Origin of the sequence: Streptomyces sp. NPDC102451 (genome assembly GCF_044765485.1) — a bacterium.
In the GTDB taxonomy this organism is placed as follows: domain Bacteria; phylum Actinomycetota; class Actinomycetes; order Streptomycetales; family Streptomycetaceae; genus Streptomyces.
Window position 1 is genome coordinate 24,926 of the sequence record NZ_JBIWKD010000012.1, and the last position, 19,166, is coordinate 44,091.

The following is a 19,166-nucleotide window of genomic DNA, read 5'->3' on the forward strand; positions in this document are numbered from 1 at the left end:
CATGAATTACGTGGAGAACCCGGAGCAGCGCGGCTGGATGATCTCCGAGGTCGCCGCAGTGCCGGGTGTGCGACAGGCCATCGTCTTCAGTTCGGACGGTCTGCTGCTGGCCAGCTCGGAGGGTATGGACCGGGACTCCGCCGACCGTCTGTCGGCGAGCTGCTCGGGTCTTCAGTCGCTGGGCCGTGGTCTGGGGCGGGAGTTCGGCGAGGACGGCGGCACCGTGCATCAGCAGATGGTGGAGTTCAACGGCGGCTTCCTGTTCATGCGCAGCGCCAACGGTGCGCATCTCGCCGTCGTGACGGGACCCGTGGTCGACCCGAAGCTGGTGGCCAGGCAGATGCAGGCCCAGGTGATGAAGATCGGAGCACGCAACCTCACCAGCCCGCCGCGCCAGGGCTCCGCATGAGCGGGGCGGGAGAGGGCTTCTCGGAGGGTGCGTTAAGGCCATACGTGATCACCAAGGGGCGCTCCCGGCCGTCCCGCAACACGATCGGGGTGGAGACCCTGCTCGTCGCCGTGGAGCCCGCACGGGCGCTCCCCCTCTCCGCGACCAGGGAGGAGACCGCTCTCGTACGGATGTGTGAGCAGCTGCTCTCCCTGGTGGAGGCCGCCGCGCATCTCGGGCTGCCCGTCAGTCTGGTGAAGGTGCTGGCGTCCGACCTGGTCGACAGCGGGCATCTGTCCGCGCGCTCCGGTGTTCCACGGGCCGCACTGCCCGACAAGCAACTGCTACAGGAGGTACTGGATGGTCTCCGTCGGCTCCGCTGACCGCTATTTGCCCGACACGGTGCAGCAGGCCGTCAAGATCCTCGTCGTCGGCGCGTTCGGCGTGGGCAAGACGACGCTCGTCGGGTCCGTCAGCGAGATCGAACCGCTGCGCACCGAGGAGGTGATGACGGAAGCGAGCATGGGGGTCGACGAACTGGCCGGGTTGGACGGGAAGACGACGACCACGGTGGCGATGGACTTCGGCCGCGTCACCCTCAGTTCGCGGCTCGTCATGTATCTGTTCGGGACGCCGGGCCAGCGGAGGTTCTGGGATCTGTGGGAGGGGCTGGCCGAGGGCGCTCTCGGTGTGCTCGTGCTCATCGACACCCGTCGGCTCGAGGACAGCTTCGACGTACTGGAGCAGCTGGAGATCCGTGGGCTGCCGTTCGCGGTGGCGATCAACCAGTTCCCGGACAGCGAGCGGTACTCGGAGGAGGAGCTGCGAGGCGCGCTCGATCTGCTGCCGGAGACCCCGATCGTGCTCTGCGACGCCCGTGACCGCGTCTCGTCGGTCGATTCCCTGATCACGCTGGTGGAGCACGTGTCGGGTATCGGTGCGGGCCGGCGCTCGGAGGCCGTTTCATGAGTACGCCGCCGCCGGGGTGCCCGGCGCACGTGCAGCACGGCAACGGCCTGCTGTCGCTGCCCTCCGTCGTCGGTTCGCGTGATCCGCGGGCCGTCTACCGGGAGCTCCGCGAACAGTGGGGCAACGTGGCGAAGGTGGAGCTCGAACCGGGTGTCCCCGCCTGGCTGGTGATGGGGTACCGGGAACTGCTGACGATCACCCGTCAGGAGCAGGTCTTCTCCCGTGACGCGCGCAACTGGCGTGATCTGAACGAGGGCGTCGTGTCCCCTCACTCGGGGCTCATCCCGATGATGGGGTGGCGTGCCAATGTCATCGGGGCTGACGGGCCCGAGCACCGCCGTCTGCGCAAGCCTCTGGACGACGGGATCGCGCGGATGGACCAGCGCAGGCTGCGCCGTGAGGTCGAGGCTCTGTGCACGGACCTGATCGCGGCGTTCTCCGAGCGGGGCAGCGCCGATCTCGTCAACGAGTACGCGACGATCGTCCCGATGCTGTCCCTCGCCTCCCTGTTCGGCCTGGACGGTACGGAGGGCCGGGAACTGCTGGACGCGCTCATCGCGCTGTTCGGCAGCGCGGACAACTCCCAGGCGGGGAACCGCGACTTCGAGCAGATCCTTCTCGACACCGTGCGAGAGCGCCGCCGGAATCCCACCGACGACATGACGACGGTCTTCATCGATCATCCGAATCTGCACAACGAGGCGGAACGTCTCCAGTCGATCGTGGTGATGATCTCCGCCGGGAACGAGACCGTGACGGCGTGGATCTCGCACACGCTGCGGCTCATGCTCACGGATCCGCGTTTCGCCGCGCGCCTGCACGGCGGACGGCTCGGGGTGGACGACGCGCTGGACGAAGCGCTGTGGCGCGATCCGCCGATGAACAACATGCCGGCCCGGTACGCGCTCCACGACACCGAGCTCGGTGGCCGGTACATCCGACGGGGTGACTGCCTCATCCTGGGGCATGCCGCGGCCAACGACGATCCCGGGATCAGGCCGGACGGGGCGGAGGACGGCTGGGGCAACCGCTCCCACCTGGCGTTCTCCTCAGGCCCGCACGTGTGTCCCGCGCAGGTGCCCGCACGGCTCATCACCCGTACGGCGGTGCAGACCGCTCTGAATCTGCTGCCGGACATGAGGCTCGCCGTTCCGGCGGAGCAGCTGGCCTGGCGCCCCTCGCCGTGGACCAGGGTTCCGGTCGCACTGCCGGCGGAGTTCTCCGCCGCCCACATTCCGGCCCGCGTCCCCAGCGGGGCCGGCCGGTGAACCGCCGCATCCGACAGGACCGCCGAACGGCGTTCCTGAGACTAGGAGCAGACCCGTATGACGTCACAGACGAACTCCGCCGCCGAGGACCGGATCCCTGTGGTCGCTCTGGACCCCCATGGGATGGACCACCACGGCGAGGCCGCCAGGCTCCGTGAACTCGGTCCTGTGGTGAAGGTCCTGCTGCCCGGGGATGTGCTGGCCTGGTCGGTGACGGACCACGCCCTGCTGAACGAGATGATCACCGACCCTCGCTTCAGTAAGAACTGGCGCAACTGGAACGCCATCATCCGGGAGGAGATAAACGACGGCTGGCCTCTCATCGGCATGGTGAAGGTCACCAACATGGTGACCTCGGACGGTCAGGAGCACCGCCGGCTGCGCAAACTCGTCACCCAGACCCTCACGCCACGCCGGGTCCAGGCTCTGCGTCCCCGCATCCAGCAGATCGTGGACGAGCTTCTGGACGAGCTGCCCTCGCACGCCGACGCGGACGGCAGCGTCGACCTGCGCAGGCACTTCGCGCACCCCGTTCCCATGCAGGTCATCTGCGAGCTGTTCGGGGTCCCTGCGGACGAGCGTCCTCGGCTGCAGGAGCTGATGGACAACATCTTCCGCTCGGACCTCGCGCCGGAGGAGGTCACCGCGAGCCAGATCGAGCAGTACCAGCTGCTGGCCAGGGTGGTCGAGGGCCGCAGGCGCGACCCGGGCGACGACCTCACCAGCGCGCTGATCGCGGCCCGTGCCGCCGACCCCGAATCGCTGAGCGAGGAGGAGCTGGTGGGCACGCTGCTGCTCATGCTGTCGGCGGGGCAGGAGACCACTCTGAGCCTGATCACCAATGCCGTACGGGCCCTGCTGACCCACCCCGGTCAGCGGGAGATAGCCGTACGGGGAGACGCGGAGGTCTGGTCGAGCGTGGTGGAGGAGACGCTCCGCTGGGACGCACCGATCGGGAACTTCCCCTTCCGCTATCCCCTGGAGGATGTGGAGATCGCCGGGGTGCGTATCCCGAAGGGCGAAGCGATCATGGCTCCGTTCAGCGCGGTGGGGCGTGATGTGGAGCAGCACGGCGAGGACGCCGACCGGTTCGACATCACCCGGGAGCAACGCAGGCACCTGGCCTTCAGCAACGGCCCGCACTTCTGTCTCGGCGCGCCGCTGGCCAGGCTGGAGGCGGCACTGGCACTGCCGGCGGTGTTCGAGCGGTATTCGGGGATGACGATGGCTGTCGACCCCGACGAACTCGTCGCGGTGCCGTCGCTGTTCTCCAACAGTTCATCGACCCTGCCGGTCCGGCTCGGCACCTGAGTCCGTGCGGCCCGGCGGACCGGAACCGCCGGGCCGCTGGGCTCCGGGGCCCGTGCCCGGGGTCAGTGGGCGATGGTGTCGATCAGCTCGCGTGCGCCCTGGCGCAGCAGGGCGACCGCGACGGAGGTCCCGAGAGTGGCGGGGTCGAGGGGGCCGGCCCACTCGTGGGCGTTGAGGACGGTCTTGCCGTCGGGGGTGAACACGCAGGCGCGCAGCGAGAGGTCTCCGTTGCGGTGTGCCGTCGCGTACCCGGCGATCGGCGAGTTGCAGTGCCCCTGGAGGACGTGGAGGAACATGCGCTCGGCCGTGATCTCCCGGTAGGTGCCCGGGTGGTTGAGAGCGCTCACGGCGTCGATGGTCTCCGTGTCGTCCTCGCGGCACTGCAGCGCGAGGACGCCCGCGCCGATCGGCGGGCACATCGCCTCCGGGGTGAGGATGTCGCTGATCACGTCGGGGCGGCCGATGCGGTGGAGACCCGCGACGGCCAGGAGGAGCGCGTCGGCCTCCCCCGCTGCGAGCTTCGCCAGGCGCCGGTTGGCGTTGCCTCGGAACGGTACGCAGTTCAGGTGGGGGTGCGACGCGGCGAGTTGTGCTGTCCGGCGGACCGATGAGGTACCGACGCGTGTGCCGTCGGGGAGTTGGTCGAGCGTGAGCCCGTCCGGGTGGACGAGGGCGTCGCGGATGTCGTCGCGCTCCAGGAACGCGGCGAACGTCGTTCCGGCGGGGAGCGGGCGGTCGGCGGGGATGTCCTTGACGCAGTGGACGGCCAAGTCCGCCTCACCGGCGAGCAGGGCGGCGTCGACCTCCTTGGTGAAGGCCCCCTTTCCCTCGACCTTCGACAGGTCCCCCATCCACTTGTCGCCCGTGGTCCTGACGGGGACGACCTCGGTGGCGATGGAGGGGCTATGGACCGCGAGTTCGGCCCTGACGCGCTCGACCTGGGCCAGGGCCATGGGTGAGTCGCGGGAGACGATGCGGATCAGCTCAGGGGCGGACATGGCCCCCACGATAGACCGCCGGGCCCCTCCGGCGATCCTCCGACGCGGCGCCGGGCTCCCGGGCCACCGCGGAAGCGGCGGGGTGAACCGCCGTCGATTTCCAGCCGCGTTGGAATAGTGCCCCCGCATGACGTGTACTCAGGTCCCGAGCTCCGAATGCTGAGCGACAATAGGTATTTCAGCAGGCAGAGTTGACATCCCGTCGCCTCCGAGCACCGCACCGGTGGGCGGGTTCCGCTGACGCGGCGTCGCGCCCACGGCCTCACGTGGCTGATTCGAACCCCTGCGGCCTTGTCTCACTCCCCCGAGGACTGTCAGCCGCCCGGAGAGATCCCTAGCATGGCTCCTCACGGACACCGATTTCACTCTCTGAGAACCGCGAGGGCTGGATGAGCAACGGGGAAACCTCCATTCCGACCAACATCGACGTGAACGTGCCGAGCGTCGCGCGGATGTACGACTACTACCTGGGCGGCAAGGACAATTACCCCGCCGACCGGGTGGCATCCGAGCAGCTGCTGGAGCATGTTCCGAGCACCAAGGTCCTGGCGGTGAACAACCGGAGGTTCCTGCGGCGCGTCGTGCACCACCTGGCGTCCGAGTACGGAATCCGTCAGTTCATCGACCACGGATCCGGCCTCCCGACCCAGGACAACGTCCATCAGGTCGCCCAGTCGGTGGATCCCAGCGCCCGGATCGTCTACATAGACAACGACCCCATCGTCCTCGCGCACGGCAAGGCCATACTGGAGGAGAACGACAGGACGGCGGTCATCCAGGCGGATATGCGGGACACCGAGGGGATCTTCGGCCACCCGGAGGTTGACCGGCTCATCGACTTCGACGAGCCGGTGGCCGCGCTGTTCGTGTCCGTGATGCACTGCATTCCCGACGAGGACGACCCCGCGGGTCTGGTGCGCAGGGTGGCGGCCCGTCTCGCTCCGGGGAGTTTCCTGGTGGTGTGTCAGCTCGTGAGTGAGGACGCGGCCGTCCGCGACTTCGTCACGGACTTCATGGCGAAGAGCACCGGCAACCAGTGGGGCCGGGTGCGCCGTCAGGAGGACGTACACACATTCCTGGACGGCCTCGATGTGCTGGAGCCGGGCCTGGTCGAGGTGTCGACGTGGAGGCCGGATTCGGATCTGGCGCCGAAGCAGGAGACCCAGGAGTGGATCGAGTACGGCGGCGTCGGCCGCAAGTGGTGAAGCGGTTCGCATGATGCCGGCCCGGTGACGACGGGGCCGGCTCCCGCGCGCACCTGACCCTCCCCCGTACCGCGGACAGGGTCAGGTGGTTGGGCTACGGTCGCTCAGCGGGGCCGCCAGGGAGCTGACCGTCCTCGCTGTAGCGCTCGAGCGCCTTCTTCAGCAGGTCCCTGCTCGCGGCCGGGCTCGGCGACTGGGCGCTGAGCGAGTCCAGGATCCACCGGTACTCGTCCGTGCTCTCCTGCTTGTTCACGGACGTGGCGTTGGTCAGGTGCTCGATGTACGCGACGTCGGGGAGCCCTTCCACCGCGAAGCGCAGATACGTGATGCCGTTGCCCGGAGACGTGTGGGCGGTCACCTCGAAAGGGGCCACCTGCACGATCACGTGAGGCAGTTCCGTCATCTCCAGCAGATGGGCGAGCTGCTCACGCATCACCCGGACACCACCCGTCGGGCGCATCAGCACCGCCTCGTCGAGCAGCACCCAAAGCTTCGGCGCGTCCCGCCGAAGCAGCAACTGCTGCCGCCTGAGCCTCAGTTCGACGCGGCGCCGGGTGATCTCCTCCGATTCGAGAGCATGCCCGGAACGCACCACGGCGTAGGCGTAGTCCGGTGTCTGCAGCAGCCCGGGAACGTAATGCCCCTCGTACGTACGGATGGACGCCGCGGCCTCCTCGAGACCGACCAGGGGCTCGAACCAGTCCGGCAGCACGTCGGCGTAGGTACGCCACCATCCGCGCTGCCCTGCCTTGCGCACCAGGTCGATGAACTCGGCCGTCCTGGCGGGGTCGGTCACACCGTAGAGCGTGAGGAGGTCGGCGGCATCGCGTTCCTTGCACGGGGAGTGCCCCGTCTCCATCCGGCTGATCTTCGCCGTCGAGCAGCGGATCCGCTCGGCGGCGACTTCCGGAGTGATGCCCGCCTCGCCGCGCATCCGCCGCAGCTGTGCCCCCAGAACCAGGCGCAGCGCTGTGGGACTTGCCCCCGTGGCCGGGGTGAGCGTCGGCTTCCGTGACGGCTGAAGCGGTTCGATGCCGGGCATGCGGACTCCTGAGGACGGGCGTCGTGACGCCAGTGTGCCATCAGGAGCCCTGTCAGGGCCCGGCCGATGCGAGAGTGCCGGGTATTTTTCAGCCCTCCTGCCGCGAATTCAGGGGGTCATCGCGTCGAAGTCGCCGTCCCTGACGCCCGCGAGGAACGCGCGCACCTCGTCTCCGGTGTACACGAGTGCGGGCCCTTCGGGGTGCCGCGAGTTGCGAACGGCCACTGATCCGCCGGGCAGGAGCGCCATCTCGACACAATTCCCGCTGGGGTTGCTGTGATGGCTCTTCCTCCACTCCACGCCGGTCAGGGAGTTGGCGGGAACGCCGTTGTCGATGTGCTGCATGCGGTCCGTCCTCTTCGTCGCGCTGGCACTTCCTGGTGTGCACCTGGGCCCGCACCGGGTGAACAGGTACCCCTGGCTCATACCCTGGATGCAATTCCGGATGCAATTGCATCCAAGGTGCGGTCGGCGAGGATACTAGTGGTCATCCGGCCCCTACGGCACCCTTGACCAGCCTTCAGCGGAGAGTGATCGCGACCGTGCGCGCGGAGAGCACGCCGACCGGGTCCCCGGGGTTCACCACCCCGGCCCTTCCGGTACGGCGCGTCAGAGTCCGGCCAGCGCCGTCCAGGCCTCCGCCAGCAGCGCATGCCCGAGCGGGGTCGGGTGGACCCCGTCACCCGCGATGTGCTCGGCTCCCCCGGCGGCACGGGCCGCCTGGTTCAGCAGGCCGTCCGCCGCCAGCAGCGTGGCGCCGAACTCCTCGGACAGCCGACGGACCGTCTGGATCCTGGGGTCGAGGTCCTCGCGCCAGGCCCACTGCTCGTCCCATACCGGCACGAGGAAGGGCTCGATGAGGATCAGCTGGGCGTCCAGCTCCTCCCGGACCTGCGTGAGGATGGCGCGGTAGTCGTCCTCGTACGCACGTGCCGAGGTGATCACGCCGGAGTCGTAGCGGCGCCAGGTGTCGTTCACGCCGATCAGGACCGACACCACGTCCGGCTCGAGGTCCAGGGCGTCCGCACCCCAGCGAGCGCGCAGATGCGAGACACCGTCGCCGCTGACGCCCCGGTTGACGAACGTGATGTCACTGTCCGGCCGAGCGGACCGCACCCGTTCGGCGGCCATCCGGACGTAGCCGTGACCGAGAGGGCTGTCCGGTTCCATCAGCCGTCCCACATCCGTGATGCTGTCCCCCTGGAACAGGACGGTGGCCGAGCGGTGCAGGTCGATGGTCACGCGGTGCTCCGGAGGTGAGGATCAAGGGGACGACGGAGATGATCCTGCCCACGGAGGTCCCGCTTGATCCGTACCGGTCCCGCAGGGACCCGGCGCGGTCCGGACCCGGGCTCAGCGGGCAGCGGCGGCCGGTACGCGCAGCGCGCTGAAGTCGAGCACGCTCTCCACCTCGAGCAGCGTCTCCTCGGCCACCCGTCGCACCTCGGCCGGAACGTCGCCCTGCTCCTCCACCAGACCGGCGTAGATCGGTGCGTCGGATGCCTCTGCGAAACTCACGTGAACTGCCTATCGATCGGTTATGCCCGCCAATCAGCGGAAACGGGAGCCGAGTGTACGCGTTCCCCTCCGGCCGCCGGGGGGCGGACCCCGGGAACGGACCTCGGCCACCGGAAATCCGGCCGTCGGCGGCGGCCGGCTGCGACACCGATCACGCCGAAGGCGCGTAGCCCGGAGGCCGCGGCGCCGGTCTCCGGAACCGGATGCCGCGGGTTCCGCGGGGCGGTTCCCCCACCCGTCGCCAGGTGGGGAACCGGGTCCGTCATTCGATGACGAGCTCGACGTCGATGTTGCCGCGCGTGGCCTTGGAGTAGGGGCAGTACGCGTGCGTCGCCTCGACCAGCCGCCGGCCGGTCTCCCCCTCGAGCGCCTCGGGCAGTTCGACGCGCATGACGACCGCAAGGCCGAAGCCCGAGTCGTCCTTGCCGATCGAGACCTCGGCCGTCACGGAGACGTCCTTGGTGTCGACCTTCATCTCGCGGGCGACCGAGCTCATCGCACTGGCGAAGCACGCGGCGTACCCGGCGGCGAAGAGCTGCTCCGGGTTGGTGCCCTCACCGTTGCCCCCGAGGGCCGGCGGCAGGGCGAGCGCGAGGTCGATCCGCCCGTCGGAGCTCACCGCCCGTCCTTCACGTCCGTTGGCGGTGGCGGCGGCGGTGTACAGCGCGTCCATGGGGTGACCTTCTCTCGTACGGGTGACCGCGGCCCGGCCACCCCCTGAGAGTGACACACAATTTAATTGTGCACAACCCAATAGTGGACGGCAGGCTACCCTGGACGCATGACGCCACCACCGACCCCCGCCCCCGGTCTGACCGGCCTGCCGGACGCGGAACTGCTCAAGCTGGACCACCAGGTCTGCTTCTCGCTGCAGGCGGCCTCCCGCGCGTTCGGCGGCGTCTATCGGGAAGCGCTCAAGGACCTCGGCCTCACCTATCCCCAGTACCTGGCGATGATGGTTCTGTGGGAACACGGCCCACTCCCGGTCAAGACGATCGGCGAGCGGCTGCACCTGGACTCCGGCACGCTGTCCCCGCTGCTGAAGAGGCTGGAGGCAGCCGGTCTCGTCAGACGTGAGCGCAGCCCGGAGGACGAGCGGTCGGTCACGGTCCACCTCACCGACGCCGGCGCGGGGCTGCGGGAGCGGGCGCTGCCCGTCCCCCGCTCGATCCTCGAGGCCACGGGCATGTCGGTCCAGGAGGTGCAGGCCCTGCAGAAGACCCTGGGACGGCTCACCGATTCCCTCGGCCGGGCGGGCTGATCCGGCCTTCCCGGGCCTGGCCTCCGTACAGCGCTCGCCGGAGTTCCCGCACCGAAATATGATGCAGAAACTATCCCAACGCGGAGCGGCCCATGAACCGGCGTCGAACTCCCCGGTCGGCGAGCGCCGAGGACCTGCTCAGCACCTTGCAGCATCTGACCGCCCGTGCCCGGGAAGAGGTGGAGCTGCACCAGGCCCGCGTCGAACTGGCCCAGGCCCTGCAGCGCAAGATGCTGCCCGCGACGCTCCCCGTCTTCGCAGGGCTGCAGACCGCCGCCCGTTACGCCCCCGCGCGCGACGGGCTGGACATCGGCGGCGACTGGTACGACGGCTTCGTGCTGCCGGACGGCTCGCTCGGCCTCGCGATAGGCGACGTCCAGGGGCATGACGTGGAGGCGGCCTCCTTCATGGGACAGATCCGGATCGCCATGCGCGCCATCGCGAGTTCGGCCGCCGATCCCGGTGAGGTGATGGGCCGGACGAACGATCTGATCCTTTCGATGGATTCCACTCTCTTCGCGACGTGCTCGTTCCTCCGGCTCGATCCGCGGACCCGGGAACTGTGGAGCGCCCGCGCGGGTCATGTCGCGTCCGTGTGGGCGACGGCCGACGGGCGTTCGGGCATAACGGCCGACGCCGGCGGGCTCCCGCTCGGCATCGAGATGCGCCAGCACTACCCCGTCACCCGTCGCGTGCTCGACGTCGCCGGGGCTTTCGTCCTGCTCACCGATGGGGTCATCGAGGGGCCCTCGCTCTCGCTCGACGACGGGCTGGACCGGGTCAGGCGTCTGGTGAGCACCCACGTCGGCGCCGACGCCGAGGAACTGGCGGACCGAGTGCTCCAGGCGGCCGTGTTCACGGGCCACGAGGACGACGCGGCCGTCCTCGTTCTGCGCCACGGCAGCGCCTTCCCGGGCCCTGGGTGAGCACGTTCCCCGGCCGCGCGTGTCACGACGGCCTGCCGTCATGAGCGGTGTCTTATGAGATGCGTGATCCGCAGCGAGGAAACCAGACGCCGAGCCGTGATCGTTCTGCAGATGCTGGGCATCGCCGCCGCCTATTACGCGTCCGGACGGCTCGGCCTCGTCAGACAGGTCCAGGTGCAGGGTTCGGTCGTCACCCCTCTCTGGCCGCCCTCCGGGATCGCTCTGGCGTCCCTGCTGTACCTGGGAATCCGGATCTGGCCCGGCATCGCACTCGGTGCGCTGCTCACCGTCAACGCCCTGAGCGACGGTCTCACCTTCTGGGGCCTCGCCATCACCGCGGGCAGCACCCTGGCCCCGCTGTGCTCCTTCCTGGCCCTCCGCGCGGTGGGTTTCCGTCCGGAGCTGGACCGCCTGCGCGACGGGGTCGCCCTGGTCTTCCTGGGAGCCCTCGGCGGCATGGTCATCAGCGCCACGGTGGGCACAACGGTCCAGATGCTCAGCGGGGCGCTGTCAGCTGCTCATTTCTGGCCGGTCTGGTCGGCCTGGTGGGCGGGGGACGCGATGGGCGTGCTCATGGTCACACCGCTGCTTCTCGTCCTGCGGAAGGCCCGCATGCCCAGGGCGGACGACCGGTGGACGGAGGCGGTGGCGCTCGCGGTGGTCGCGGTCACGGCGACGACTCTCGCGACCAGGAGCCCGCTGTCCATGATCTACCTTCTCTTCCCGGTGCTCGTCTGGGCGGCGCTCCGCTTCCAGCTGGCCGGCAGCGCCCCGTGCGCCCTCCTGATGTCCGTGATGGCGATCGTCGCCGGAACCGAGGGTGTGGGACCGTTCGCCGACCACTCGGTGCTCGAGGTCATGCTCAACCTGTGCGTCCTCAACGGCTGCGTGGCACTGACCGCGCTCCTGCTCGCCGCGATCGTGACCGAGCACAACAACATCCGCCATGAGACGGAAGTGGCGTGCGAGGAGCTGGCGGCCCTCGTGGAGGAACTCGCACCGGGCCCGCCGGGGAAGGCTCGGCCCGACGGGCCGCCGAGCGGGCAGGGTTGAAGCCCTCCGACGCGAGCCCCGGAGCCTCAGCCGGTACGGGGGAAGTGGTCCGCCAGAAAGTCGTTGCGGAACGTGCCGCCGGGGTCGAGCCGCCCGGTCAGCCGTTCGAAGTCCGCGTAGTGGCCGTACAGCTCCCGGAGGCTGCCGGGCGGAGTGGTGAAGACCTTGCCCCAGTGCGGCCTGGCCCCGAAGGGCGCGAGGGCCTCCTCGATGGCCCCGAGTACGGGGGTGACCGCGGCGGTGTCGGGCACCCAGGTGAAATGGAACGCCACCGAGTCCCGCCCCTGGGCCGGGCTCAGCCACAGGTCGTCGGCCGCGACCGTACGTACCTCTCCGATCTGGAGCAGCGGCGAGAACTGCTGCCGGATACGGTCGAGTGCCTCGTAGGCCGCCACGGCGTCGTGCCGTGCCACGAAATACTCCGACTGGAGTTCCTCACCGTTGCTCGGGGTGAACTCCAGCCGGAAGTGCGGGAGTCTGGCGTGCCAGGGGCCGGGTACGCCCTGCTGCCGGGTGCAGTGCTCCGCCGCCACACCGGGGACGGGGTGCCGCGGCCCGTCCGCGAGCGTGGCGCCGAGCCACTGGTGCGGTGCGGTACCGGGGCCGTCGTCCGCGACACGCTGCTTGAGCCACACCTGGTCGACCGGGCCGCCGTGCCACCCGGTGAAGAGGCTCACGCTGTAGGCCGCGGACAACACCTCGTCGAACCGGCCGAGCAGCTGATCCTGCGGCAGCCCCTCGTAGACCCACTGCTGGACGTCGAACGCGGGCATGAGGTCCAGGGTCAGCCGCGTCACCACTCCGAGCGCGCCCAGGGAGACCACCGCACCGTCGAAGTCCGCGTCGCCCCGCCGCAGCGACACGACGGTGCCGTCGGCGGTGACGAGCTCCAGCGCCCTGACGGCGCCCGCCAGGGAGCGGTTCCCCACGCCGGAACCATGGGTGCCTGTGGCGCATGCTCCCGCTACGGAGATGTGGGGCAGCGAGCCGAGGTTGTGCAGCGCGAACCCGTCGCGGTGCAGGATGCCGGTCAGCTCCCCGAAGCGCAGTCCGGCGCTCACCGTCGCCGTACGGGCCTCCCGGTCGATCTCGACGGAGCGGGGCAGGCCTGCGACGGATATCAGGGCGCCGTGGGTGTCGGCGACCGTGTTGAAGGAGTGGCCGGTGCCCAGCGCCCTGACCGCCGTCCCTGCCGACACGATGTCCTGGAGCTCGGCGACGGAGGTGGGCGTGTGCAGCTGCTCCGCGCCGAAGGTGATGTTGCGGGCCCAGTTCGTCCGGCGGGTGGACGGGGCGCGCGCAGAATCGTCGATCATGTCTCCGGAGCTTACGCTCCGCCGGGTCTCGGCCTCAGGGCTTGCGTCCCACACCGCTGACGGCGTGACTCGGCGGGGCGTCCTGGCCTTGGATGCCGGGGTCGGGACGCCAGTCCGACGTCCTGACGACGCCGGGCTCGACCAGTTCCAGGCCTTCGAGGAACGCGGCGATCCTGGCAGGGCTGCGCAGGTGGTACGAACTCGCGGAATGCGCGTTGTACGCCTCGATCGCACGGTTCATCGTGTCGCTGGTGTCCGTGCCGTCCGCGAGGGCGACGTAGCTTCCGGGCGCGAGCTCCGCGACCAGACGGGCGACCAGACCCCACGGGTCCTCGTCGTCGGGCAGCTGCCCCATGATGCCGAGCAGGGTCAGGCCGACGGGGCGGTCGAGATCGAGGGTCCGGGCGGCCTCCTCGATGATGCGGCCGGTGTCGCGCACGTCCGCGTCGACGTACGCACACGCGCCCTCCGGGGTGCTGGTCAGCAGCGCGCGGGCGTGCGTCAGCACGAGCGGGTCGTTGTCGACGTAGACGATCCGGGACTCCGGGGCCGTCCACTGTGCGACTTCGTGGGTGTTGTTGGCCGTGGGCAGCCCCGTGCCGATGTCGAGGAACTGCCGGATCCCCGCCTCCGCGGCCAGGAAGCGGACGGCACGGGCGAGGAAGGCCCGCTGGTCGCGCGCGATGCCCGCGATGTCCGGGAAGGCCTTGAGGATCATCTCCCCGGCCTCGGCGTCCGCGGGGTAGTTGTCCTTGCCTCCGAGCAGGTAGTTCCACACGCGGGCCGAGTGCGGCACGTCCGTCCGCAGCCGGCCGGCCGGGGGCTGTCGGTGATCGCTCATGTCGAAGCCTCACACACCGGAGCCGGGCTCCGCCCGGGCGTGGCTCCGGAACTCAGTACGGCAGGGGTCGTCCGGACGGTGTCCGCAGGTCCAGCGGGGGCGGCCCCGTGGGGGGCTGCGGACGGCGGACGATCTGGATGCGGCCCACGGCCACCACCTCCTCCTGGTAACCCGGTATCTGCCCACCCAGCGGGCCTTCACACGTCGGGCGCGCGTCGGGACCGCACGGCAGCGCTCGCGGATGCGGACCAGGCGATGTGCGGTGACCCTGGATGGGTGGGGGAAGCCGAGACGAGGAGGATCCGCCATGTCCGCGCTGGACAAGATCAAGAAGATGCTGAAGGGCCACGAGGACCAGGCCGGGAAGGGCGTCGACAAGGCCGGAGACATGATCGACGACCGGACGCAGGGCAAGTACGGCAAGCATGTCGACACCGGCCAGGACAAGCTGAAGCAGCAGCTCGGCGCGGACCGGGACCAGGACAACCCGCCCCGTTCCTGACCACCGGAGCGCGTCGGCTCGCCATCCGACCCTCATCCCGGTGCCCGACCCGGTGACGGCTCACGCCGTCACCGGGTCGGGCATGCTGTGCGTCCGGATCCGGGAGCGGATCTCGAGCACGTGACCGGATTCCTGTTATCGTCCCCGCCGCACAGCGTCTCCCGAGTGTGGGAAGTGACGGAACAGGATCCCGGAAGAGTGAGCACAGCATGGGCGAGACACGCGAGACGGCGTTGATCAAGGCCGCGCAGAAGGGCGACCCCGAGGCGCAGGACCGGCTCGTCGCGTCCTACCTGCCGCTGGTCTACAACATCGTCGGCAGGGCCCTGAACGGGCACGCCGACGTGGACGACGTGGTGCAGGACAGTGTGCTGCGCATGCTCCGCGGCCTGCCGTCGCTCCGTACCCCGAAGAGCTTCCGGTCCTGGTTCGTGGCCATCACCATGAACGAGATACGCGGGCACTGGCGTGAGCGCAGGACCGGGGAGATATCCGCGGACCGGATGGAGGACGCGTACGACGTCGTCGATCCCGCCGCCGATTTCGTCGAGCTGACGATCGTCCGGCTGGGCCTGACGGGCCAGCGCCGGGAGGCCGCCGAGGCCACGCGGTGGCTCGACGACGACGACCGCGAGCTGGTGTCGCTGTGGTGGCTGGAGACAGCCGGCGAGCTGTCCCGGGCGGAGGTCGCGAGCGCCCTCGACCTGTCCCCCCAGCACACCGCGGTCCGGGTCCAGCGGATGAAGGAGCGGCTGGAGGCCTCCCGGGTGGTGGTGCGCGCGCTGGCGGCCGAGCCGCGCTGTGTCCTGCTCGAGGACCTGACGGCCCGGTGGGACGGCGTGCCGTCCGCACTGTGGCGCAAGCGTCTGGCGCGCCACGCGCGTGAGTGCACGGTGTGTGCGGGTCACCGGTCGGGCCTGGTGCCGGCGGAGGGCCTGCTGGTGGGGCTGGCGCTGGTGCCCGTGGCGGCGTCCGCCGGCGGCCCGGCGGCGGAACTCCTGCCGACGGCGTTCCTGCCCGTGGCTGCCGCCGCGTCCGGTCCCGGACGCGCCGAGCGCCGGCGGGACGGCATCAGACGCCGCCGCCGCACCACGGTGGTCGCCGGTCTGGCCGCGGTCGCGGTACTGGGCGGCGGCGGAGCCGCGGTCCATCTGTACACGGACGACGCGGGCGAGGACCCGGCGACCGCAGTAGCTCCGCTCACCGGCCCGTCGTCACCGGTCCCGACGCCGTCGTCACCGTCGGCGTCGCTCTCCTCCCCCTCCCCTTCACCCTCGTCCGCGTCGCCCTCCCCGTCCGCGACCAGGTCTCCCTCCCCGTCCAGGAGCCGGAGCGCCACCGCCGCCCCGGAGAAGACGCAGAAGCCGCGCACGCCGTCCTCCGCGCCCGCCCCGGCGCCGAAGGCCGCGCCGGCCCCGTCGGTGGCCGAAGAGGTCATCGCTCTCGTCAACACCGAGCGGGCGAAGGAAGGGTGCGCGGCGGTGAGCGGCAACAGCCTGCTGGCGAAGGCCGCATCGCGTCATTCCGCGGACATGGTGGCGAGGGACTACTTCTCGCACACGTCGCCGGACGGCACGGACCCCGGTGCGCGCATCACCGCCGCCGGGTACCGGTGGAGCACGTACGGCGAGAACATAGCGAAGGGCCAGCAGACCGCCGCGGCGGTGATGGACTCCTGGATGAACAGCGAGGGCCACCGGGCGAACATCCTCAACTGTTCCTTCAAGGAGATCGGGATCGGCAGGGAGGACTCCTCCGGCGGTCCCGTGTGGACCCAGAACTTCGCCGCCGCCCTCTGACACCCACGGTCCGGAACACCGTCATGTCACGGAAACGGACAGGTAGCACGCCCTCCACGTAAGGGATCTACGCTGGGTACGAGCCCAGGCCGAAGGCGTCCGCCGGCGAAATCGTCTTCCCTCCGCGGACAGGAGCACGGTGCCCACGCCTTCTCTTCTTGCCACCCGGCTCCCCCCTTGGCTCGCGCACGCGCTGCGCGCCCAGCGCGGACCGGTCCCGTGGAACGCCGTACTGCGCGGGGCACTGGCCGCCGTGCCGTTGCTCGTGGCGGTGCTCGCGGAGCGGCCGACCGCCGGGGTCCCGGCCGCTCTCGGCGCGATGCTGGCCGGCATCAACGACCGGCCCGGCAGCCGCCGCGCCTCGGTCGCCCGTCTGGGGCTGCCGGCCGTGGCCGGCTCGGCCGGTCTGCTGCTCGGCACCGGGATCGCGGCCGCCGTTGGCGGCGGCCGGTCGCTGGTCGTCCTGCCGCTCGTGTTCGGGCTGTTGGGTCTGCTCGCGGGAGCGGTCAGTTCCACGGGGCCCGTGGCGTCCGCGTGCGGCACACAGGTGATGGTCGCGGCGGTGATCGGGGCCGGCATGCCGCTGCCCGAGCCCGGCCCGGTGCGCGCGCTGCTGTTCCTGGCCGGTGCGGGGTGGCTCCTCCTGCTCCGGCTGGTCCTTCCGTCGCCGGTCGGGCTCGGCGGCGGGCCGTACCGGCTCGACGGCGAGCGGGAGGCGGTCGCCGCGGTGTACGAGGCCGTGGCGGGCCTCCTGCGGGCGGTGGGAGGCCCGCGGGCCCGGGCGGGGCGTGCAGCGCTGAGTGCCGCGCTCGACCAGGCGCAGGACGCGCTGGGCGGCCCACGGCTGCGGCGCTACGCAAGCTCCGCGGCCGAGCGCCGGCTGCACGCCCAGTACGCGGCCGCGTTCCCGCTGGCCGAGGCCGCGACCGCGCTGGCGTGGGCCGGTGACCCGCTGCCCGCCAGGATCGTCGAGGGCCCCGGCAGGCTGGCGGCGGCGGTGCGGACCGGCGGCCCCTGCGGACCGTTGCCGGCCCCGGCCAGGACGGATGCCGGGCTGCGGGCTCTGGACGACGCCCTGCTGCGGGCCGCGGCGGCCTTCGACCGCCCCGCGGGTGCGGCGCCGGGCCGTCGCGGCGCGGGCTCGTATCCGCCCGTCCTCCGCCGGGTGTGGAGTGCCGCAGGGCGTGAGTACGGTCTCCGGGTCGCGCTCTGCTGCGCGACGAGTACGGTCGTGGCGCAGTGGCTGCATCACGACCACTGGTACTGGCTGCCCGCCACCACCGTGTTCCTCGTCAAGCCCGATCTCGGCCCGCTGGCCTCGCGGGTGGTGTGCCGCGCTGTGGGTACGGCCGTGGGTGCGGCGGTCTTCGGTGTCGTGGCCCTTTTCGTGTCGGGGCCCTGCCCGCTGGTCGCGGCGGTGGCGCTCTGCGGCGCGCTCCTTCCGGTGGCCACCCGTCACTTCGCCGTGCAGACGGCGGTGGTCACCGTCCTCGTGCTGTCCCTCGTCGTGCTGGGCGGTGAACCGCCCGCCTCCTGGGGACGGGTGGTGGAGTCCCTCCTCGCATGCGTGACCGTGCTGCTCGTCGGACACCTCCCGCTGCCGGGCCGGCGGGGTCACGCCGTGCGGGCGGCTCTCGACTCGGCCGTGGGCGCGGCGCACCGCTATGTGGGGCATGTCCTGGACGCCCGGGCGGACCGTGCCGGAAGGGCAGCACTGCGCCGCGAGGCCTACCGGTCGCTGGCGGCGGCCCGTTCGGCGATCGATGTCTCGGCGGCCGAACTCCCTCCGGTCGCGAAGCATTCAGCCGGGTCCGAGGGTGTCGCGGGTGCGCTGGAACGGCTCATCGACACCACGACTGCGTGTGCCGTGCAGCTGGACCACCCGGCGGCCGAACTGCCGTCCCCGCACGCCGAACTGCTCGCCACGCACCTGTCCGAACTCGACCGGGCATGGGCGGTCCCGGCCCGGTGAGCGCCATTCCCTATGATGCTGCGCATGATCGCCGAATTGCAGTGCGTGGTGTTGGACTGTCCCGACCCGGCGCGTCTGGCTGCGTTCTACGCGGCCGTGCTCGGCGGGGAGGCCGACCGGCCCGACAGGCGGTGGGCCCTCGGCGAGGACTGGGCGACGCTGCACACTCCGGCAGGACTCGTGTTCTGCTTCCAGCGGGTCGAGGAGTATCTCCCTCCGAGGTGGCCGGATCCCGCTCGCCCCCAGCAGTCCCACCTGGACTTCGGTGTGCCGGATCTGGACCGCGCCCAGGAGCAGGTGCTCGCGCTGGGGGCGACTCTGCTGGACCGCGGGGACGACGCGCGCGGCTGGCGGGTGTTCGCGGATCCGGCCGGGCACCCGTTCTGTCTGCTGCGCCACTGACCTCGGGTGCCCGTGCACGGGCACCCGAGGCGGGATCAGCGGCTGATCAGCGTCAGGGCGGCGCAGGTGCCGCCCATCGTGCCGACGGTCAGGACGGTCCAGGCCACGCAGCGGGCCCTGAGCCGGTCGTAACGCGCGGTGTACTCGCCCCGCAGTTCCACGGCGCGGCCGGCGATCCTCGTGAGCGTCTCCCGGCAGACCTCCATCCTGTCCGCCTCGTAGACGCGCTCGACGTCCTCACGCTGGGCGGTGGTGAGCCAGGGCAGCGCGTCGGTGAAGCGGCGGGCCTGTCGGCGGGCCTCCTCGACCTCGGCGTTCCAGAGCAGGTAGCCCTCCACCTGAGCGAGGCCCCGGGCACTCTCCTTGTCCGGCTTCACGTGGTCCTCCTCTCCTCG

Annotated in this window: 22 protein-coding genes; 13 read left to right on the forward strand and 9 right to left on the reverse strand. The window is 70.7% G+C overall.

Translation table 11 applies throughout. The annotated features are described in order from the left end of the window. Position 1 precedes the first annotated feature (1 nt). From ACIRD8_RS24630 to ACIRD8_RS24650, 5 genes are read left to right on the forward strand one after another with little or no spacing between them, the layout of a single operon-like run. The gene (locus ACIRD8_RS24630; RefSeq protein ID WP_099177138.1) at positions 2 to 409 is read left to right on the forward strand and encodes a roadblock/LC7 domain-containing protein; all 408 of its coding nucleotides are present in this window, start codon (positions 2 to 4) and stop codon (positions 407 to 409) included. Next, positions 406 to 771 (forward strand): DUF742 domain-containing protein, encoded by a 366-nt coding sequence (locus tag ACIRD8_RS24635; protein ID WP_403995411.1) that lies wholly within the window; start codon positions 406 to 408, stop codon positions 769 to 771. The genes ACIRD8_RS24630 and ACIRD8_RS24635 overlap by 4 nt, the downstream gene beginning before the upstream one ends. Beyond that, entirely contained in the window at positions 749 to 1,357 is a 609-nt protein-coding gene (locus ACIRD8_RS24640; protein WP_403995414.1) for a GTP-binding protein, read from the forward strand. The genes ACIRD8_RS24635 and ACIRD8_RS24640 overlap by 23 nt, the downstream gene beginning before the upstream one ends. Further along, a complete protein-coding gene (locus tag ACIRD8_RS24645) occupies positions 1,354 to 2,625 on the forward strand; it encodes a cytochrome P450 (protein WP_403995417.1) in 1,272 nt (423 codons plus the stop codon). Before ACIRD8_RS24640 ends, ACIRD8_RS24645 begins: the two co-directional genes overlap by 4 nt. 57 nt (positions 2,626 to 2,682) lie before the next feature. Then, positions 2,683 to 3,936: a cytochrome P450 gene (locus ACIRD8_RS24650; protein ID WP_403995420.1), complete on the forward strand. Its 1,254-nt coding sequence runs from the start codon at positions 2,683 to 2,685 to the stop codon at positions 3,934 to 3,936. Positions 3,937 to 3,998: 62 nt separating this feature from the next. Here the strand turns inward: ACIRD8_RS24650 and hemC are convergent, their stop codons facing one another. Next, positions 3,999 to 4,934, reverse strand: coding sequence for a hydroxymethylbilane synthase (gene hemC, locus ACIRD8_RS24655; protein WP_403995423.1), 936 nt, complete (start codon positions 4,932 to 4,934; stop codon positions 3,999 to 4,001). 389 nt (positions 4,935 to 5,323) lie between these two features. On the opposite strand from hemC, the gene ACIRD8_RS24660 reads away from it, so the two are divergent. Beyond that, on the forward strand, positions 5,324 to 6,139 hold the full coding sequence (locus tag ACIRD8_RS24660; protein ID WP_403995426.1) for an SAM-dependent methyltransferase: 816 nt from the start codon (positions 5,324 to 5,326) through the stop codon (positions 6,137 to 6,139). A gap of 94 nt (positions 6,140 to 6,233) precedes the next feature. On the opposite strand, the gene ACIRD8_RS24665 is transcribed toward ACIRD8_RS24660, so the two are convergent. The 5 genes from ACIRD8_RS24665 to ACIRD8_RS24685 form a co-directional block, all read right to left on the reverse strand. Beyond that, entirely contained in the window at positions 6,234 to 7,181 is a 948-nt protein-coding gene (locus tag ACIRD8_RS24665) for a helix-turn-helix domain-containing protein (protein ID WP_403995429.1), read from the reverse strand. Between the two features lie 108 nt (positions 7,182 to 7,289). Next, the gene (locus ACIRD8_RS24670; protein ID WP_403995432.1) at positions 7,290 to 7,526 is read right to left on the reverse strand and encodes a DUF397 domain-containing protein; all 237 of its coding nucleotides are present in this window, start codon (positions 7,524 to 7,526) and stop codon (positions 7,290 to 7,292) included. Between the two features lie 264 nt (positions 7,527 to 7,790). Next, positions 7,791 to 8,423, reverse strand: a complete 633-nt coding sequence (locus ACIRD8_RS24675; protein WP_403995435.1) for an SGNH/GDSL hydrolase family protein — start codon at positions 8,421 to 8,423, stop codon at positions 7,791 to 7,793. A gap of 111 nt (positions 8,424 to 8,534) precedes the next feature. Next, complete coding sequence (locus ACIRD8_RS24680) at positions 8,535 to 8,699, reverse strand: hypothetical protein (RefSeq protein WP_403995438.1); 165 nt, start codon at positions 8,697 to 8,699, stop codon at positions 8,535 to 8,537. A 262-nt stretch (positions 8,700 to 8,961) separates the two neighbouring features. Further along, positions 8,962 to 9,372: an organic hydroperoxide resistance protein gene (locus ACIRD8_RS24685; RefSeq protein WP_359474406.1), complete on the reverse strand. Its 411-nt coding sequence runs from the start codon at positions 9,370 to 9,372 to the stop codon at positions 8,962 to 8,964. Positions 9,373 to 9,480: 108 nt separating this feature from the next. On the opposite strand from ACIRD8_RS24685, the gene ACIRD8_RS24690 reads away from it, so the two are divergent. The 3 genes from ACIRD8_RS24690 (at position 9,481) to ACIRD8_RS24700 (ending at position 11,939) form a co-directional block, all read left to right on the forward strand. After that, positions 9,481 to 9,960, forward strand: coding sequence for a MarR family winged helix-turn-helix transcriptional regulator (locus tag ACIRD8_RS24690; protein ID WP_403995441.1), 480 nt, complete (start codon positions 9,481 to 9,483; stop codon positions 9,958 to 9,960). A 92-nt stretch (positions 9,961 to 10,052) separates the two neighbouring features. After that, positions 10,053 to 10,886 carry a PP2C family protein-serine/threonine phosphatase gene (locus tag ACIRD8_RS24695; RefSeq protein WP_403995444.1) on the forward strand — a complete coding sequence of 278 codons (834 nt, stop codon included), beginning with the start codon at positions 10,053 to 10,055 and terminating at the stop codon, positions 10,884 to 10,886. A 63-nt stretch (positions 10,887 to 10,949) separates the two neighbouring features. Further along, complete coding sequence (locus ACIRD8_RS24700; protein ID WP_403995447.1) at positions 10,950 to 11,939, forward strand: MASE1 domain-containing protein; 990 nt, start codon at positions 10,950 to 10,952, stop codon at positions 11,937 to 11,939. Positions 11,940 to 11,965: 26 nt separating this feature from the next. Here the strand turns inward: ACIRD8_RS24700 and ACIRD8_RS24705 are convergent, their stop codons facing one another. Together ACIRD8_RS24705 and ACIRD8_RS24710 are read right to left on the reverse strand one after the other, a co-directional pair. Next, positions 11,966 to 13,255 (reverse strand): FAD-binding protein, encoded by a 1,290-nt coding sequence (locus ACIRD8_RS24705; protein WP_403995450.1) that lies wholly within the window; start codon positions 13,253 to 13,255, stop codon positions 11,966 to 11,968. Between the two features lie 34 nt (positions 13,256 to 13,289). After that, the gene (locus tag ACIRD8_RS24710; protein ID WP_403995453.1) at positions 13,290 to 14,096 is read right to left on the reverse strand and encodes an SAM-dependent methyltransferase; all 807 of its coding nucleotides are present in this window, start codon (positions 14,094 to 14,096) and stop codon (positions 13,290 to 13,292) included. A gap of 307 nt (positions 14,097 to 14,403) precedes the next feature. Between ACIRD8_RS24710 and ACIRD8_RS24715 the strand changes: the two genes are divergently transcribed. The 4 genes from ACIRD8_RS24715 to ACIRD8_RS24730 all read left to right on the forward strand — a co-directional run bounded on the left by ACIRD8_RS24715 (position 14,404) and on the right by ACIRD8_RS24730 (position 18,771). Beyond that, complete coding sequence (locus ACIRD8_RS24715; RefSeq protein WP_403995456.1) at positions 14,404 to 14,598, forward strand: antitoxin; 195 nt, start codon at positions 14,404 to 14,406, stop codon at positions 14,596 to 14,598. A gap of 209 nt (positions 14,599 to 14,807) precedes the next feature. Then, the gene (locus ACIRD8_RS24720; RefSeq protein WP_403995459.1) at positions 14,808 to 16,397 is read left to right on the forward strand and encodes a sigma-70 family RNA polymerase sigma factor; all 1,590 of its coding nucleotides are present in this window, start codon (positions 14,808 to 14,810) and stop codon (positions 16,395 to 16,397) included. Positions 16,398 to 16,536: 139 nt separating this feature from the next. Beyond that, on the forward strand, positions 16,537 to 18,369 hold the full coding sequence (locus ACIRD8_RS24725; protein ID WP_403995462.1) for an FUSC family protein: 1,833 nt from the start codon (positions 16,537 to 16,539) through the stop codon (positions 18,367 to 18,369). Between the two features lie 24 nt (positions 18,370 to 18,393). Further along, entirely contained in the window at positions 18,394 to 18,771 is a 378-nt protein-coding gene (locus tag ACIRD8_RS24730) for a VOC family protein (protein ID WP_403995465.1), read from the forward strand. A gap of 35 nt (positions 18,772 to 18,806) precedes the next feature. On the opposite strand, the gene ACIRD8_RS24735 is transcribed toward ACIRD8_RS24730, so the two are convergent. After that, complete coding sequence (locus ACIRD8_RS24735) at positions 18,807 to 19,148, reverse strand: hypothetical protein (RefSeq protein WP_403995468.1); 342 nt, start codon at positions 19,146 to 19,148, stop codon at positions 18,807 to 18,809. Between the last annotated feature and the right edge of the window lie 18 nt (positions 19,149 to 19,166).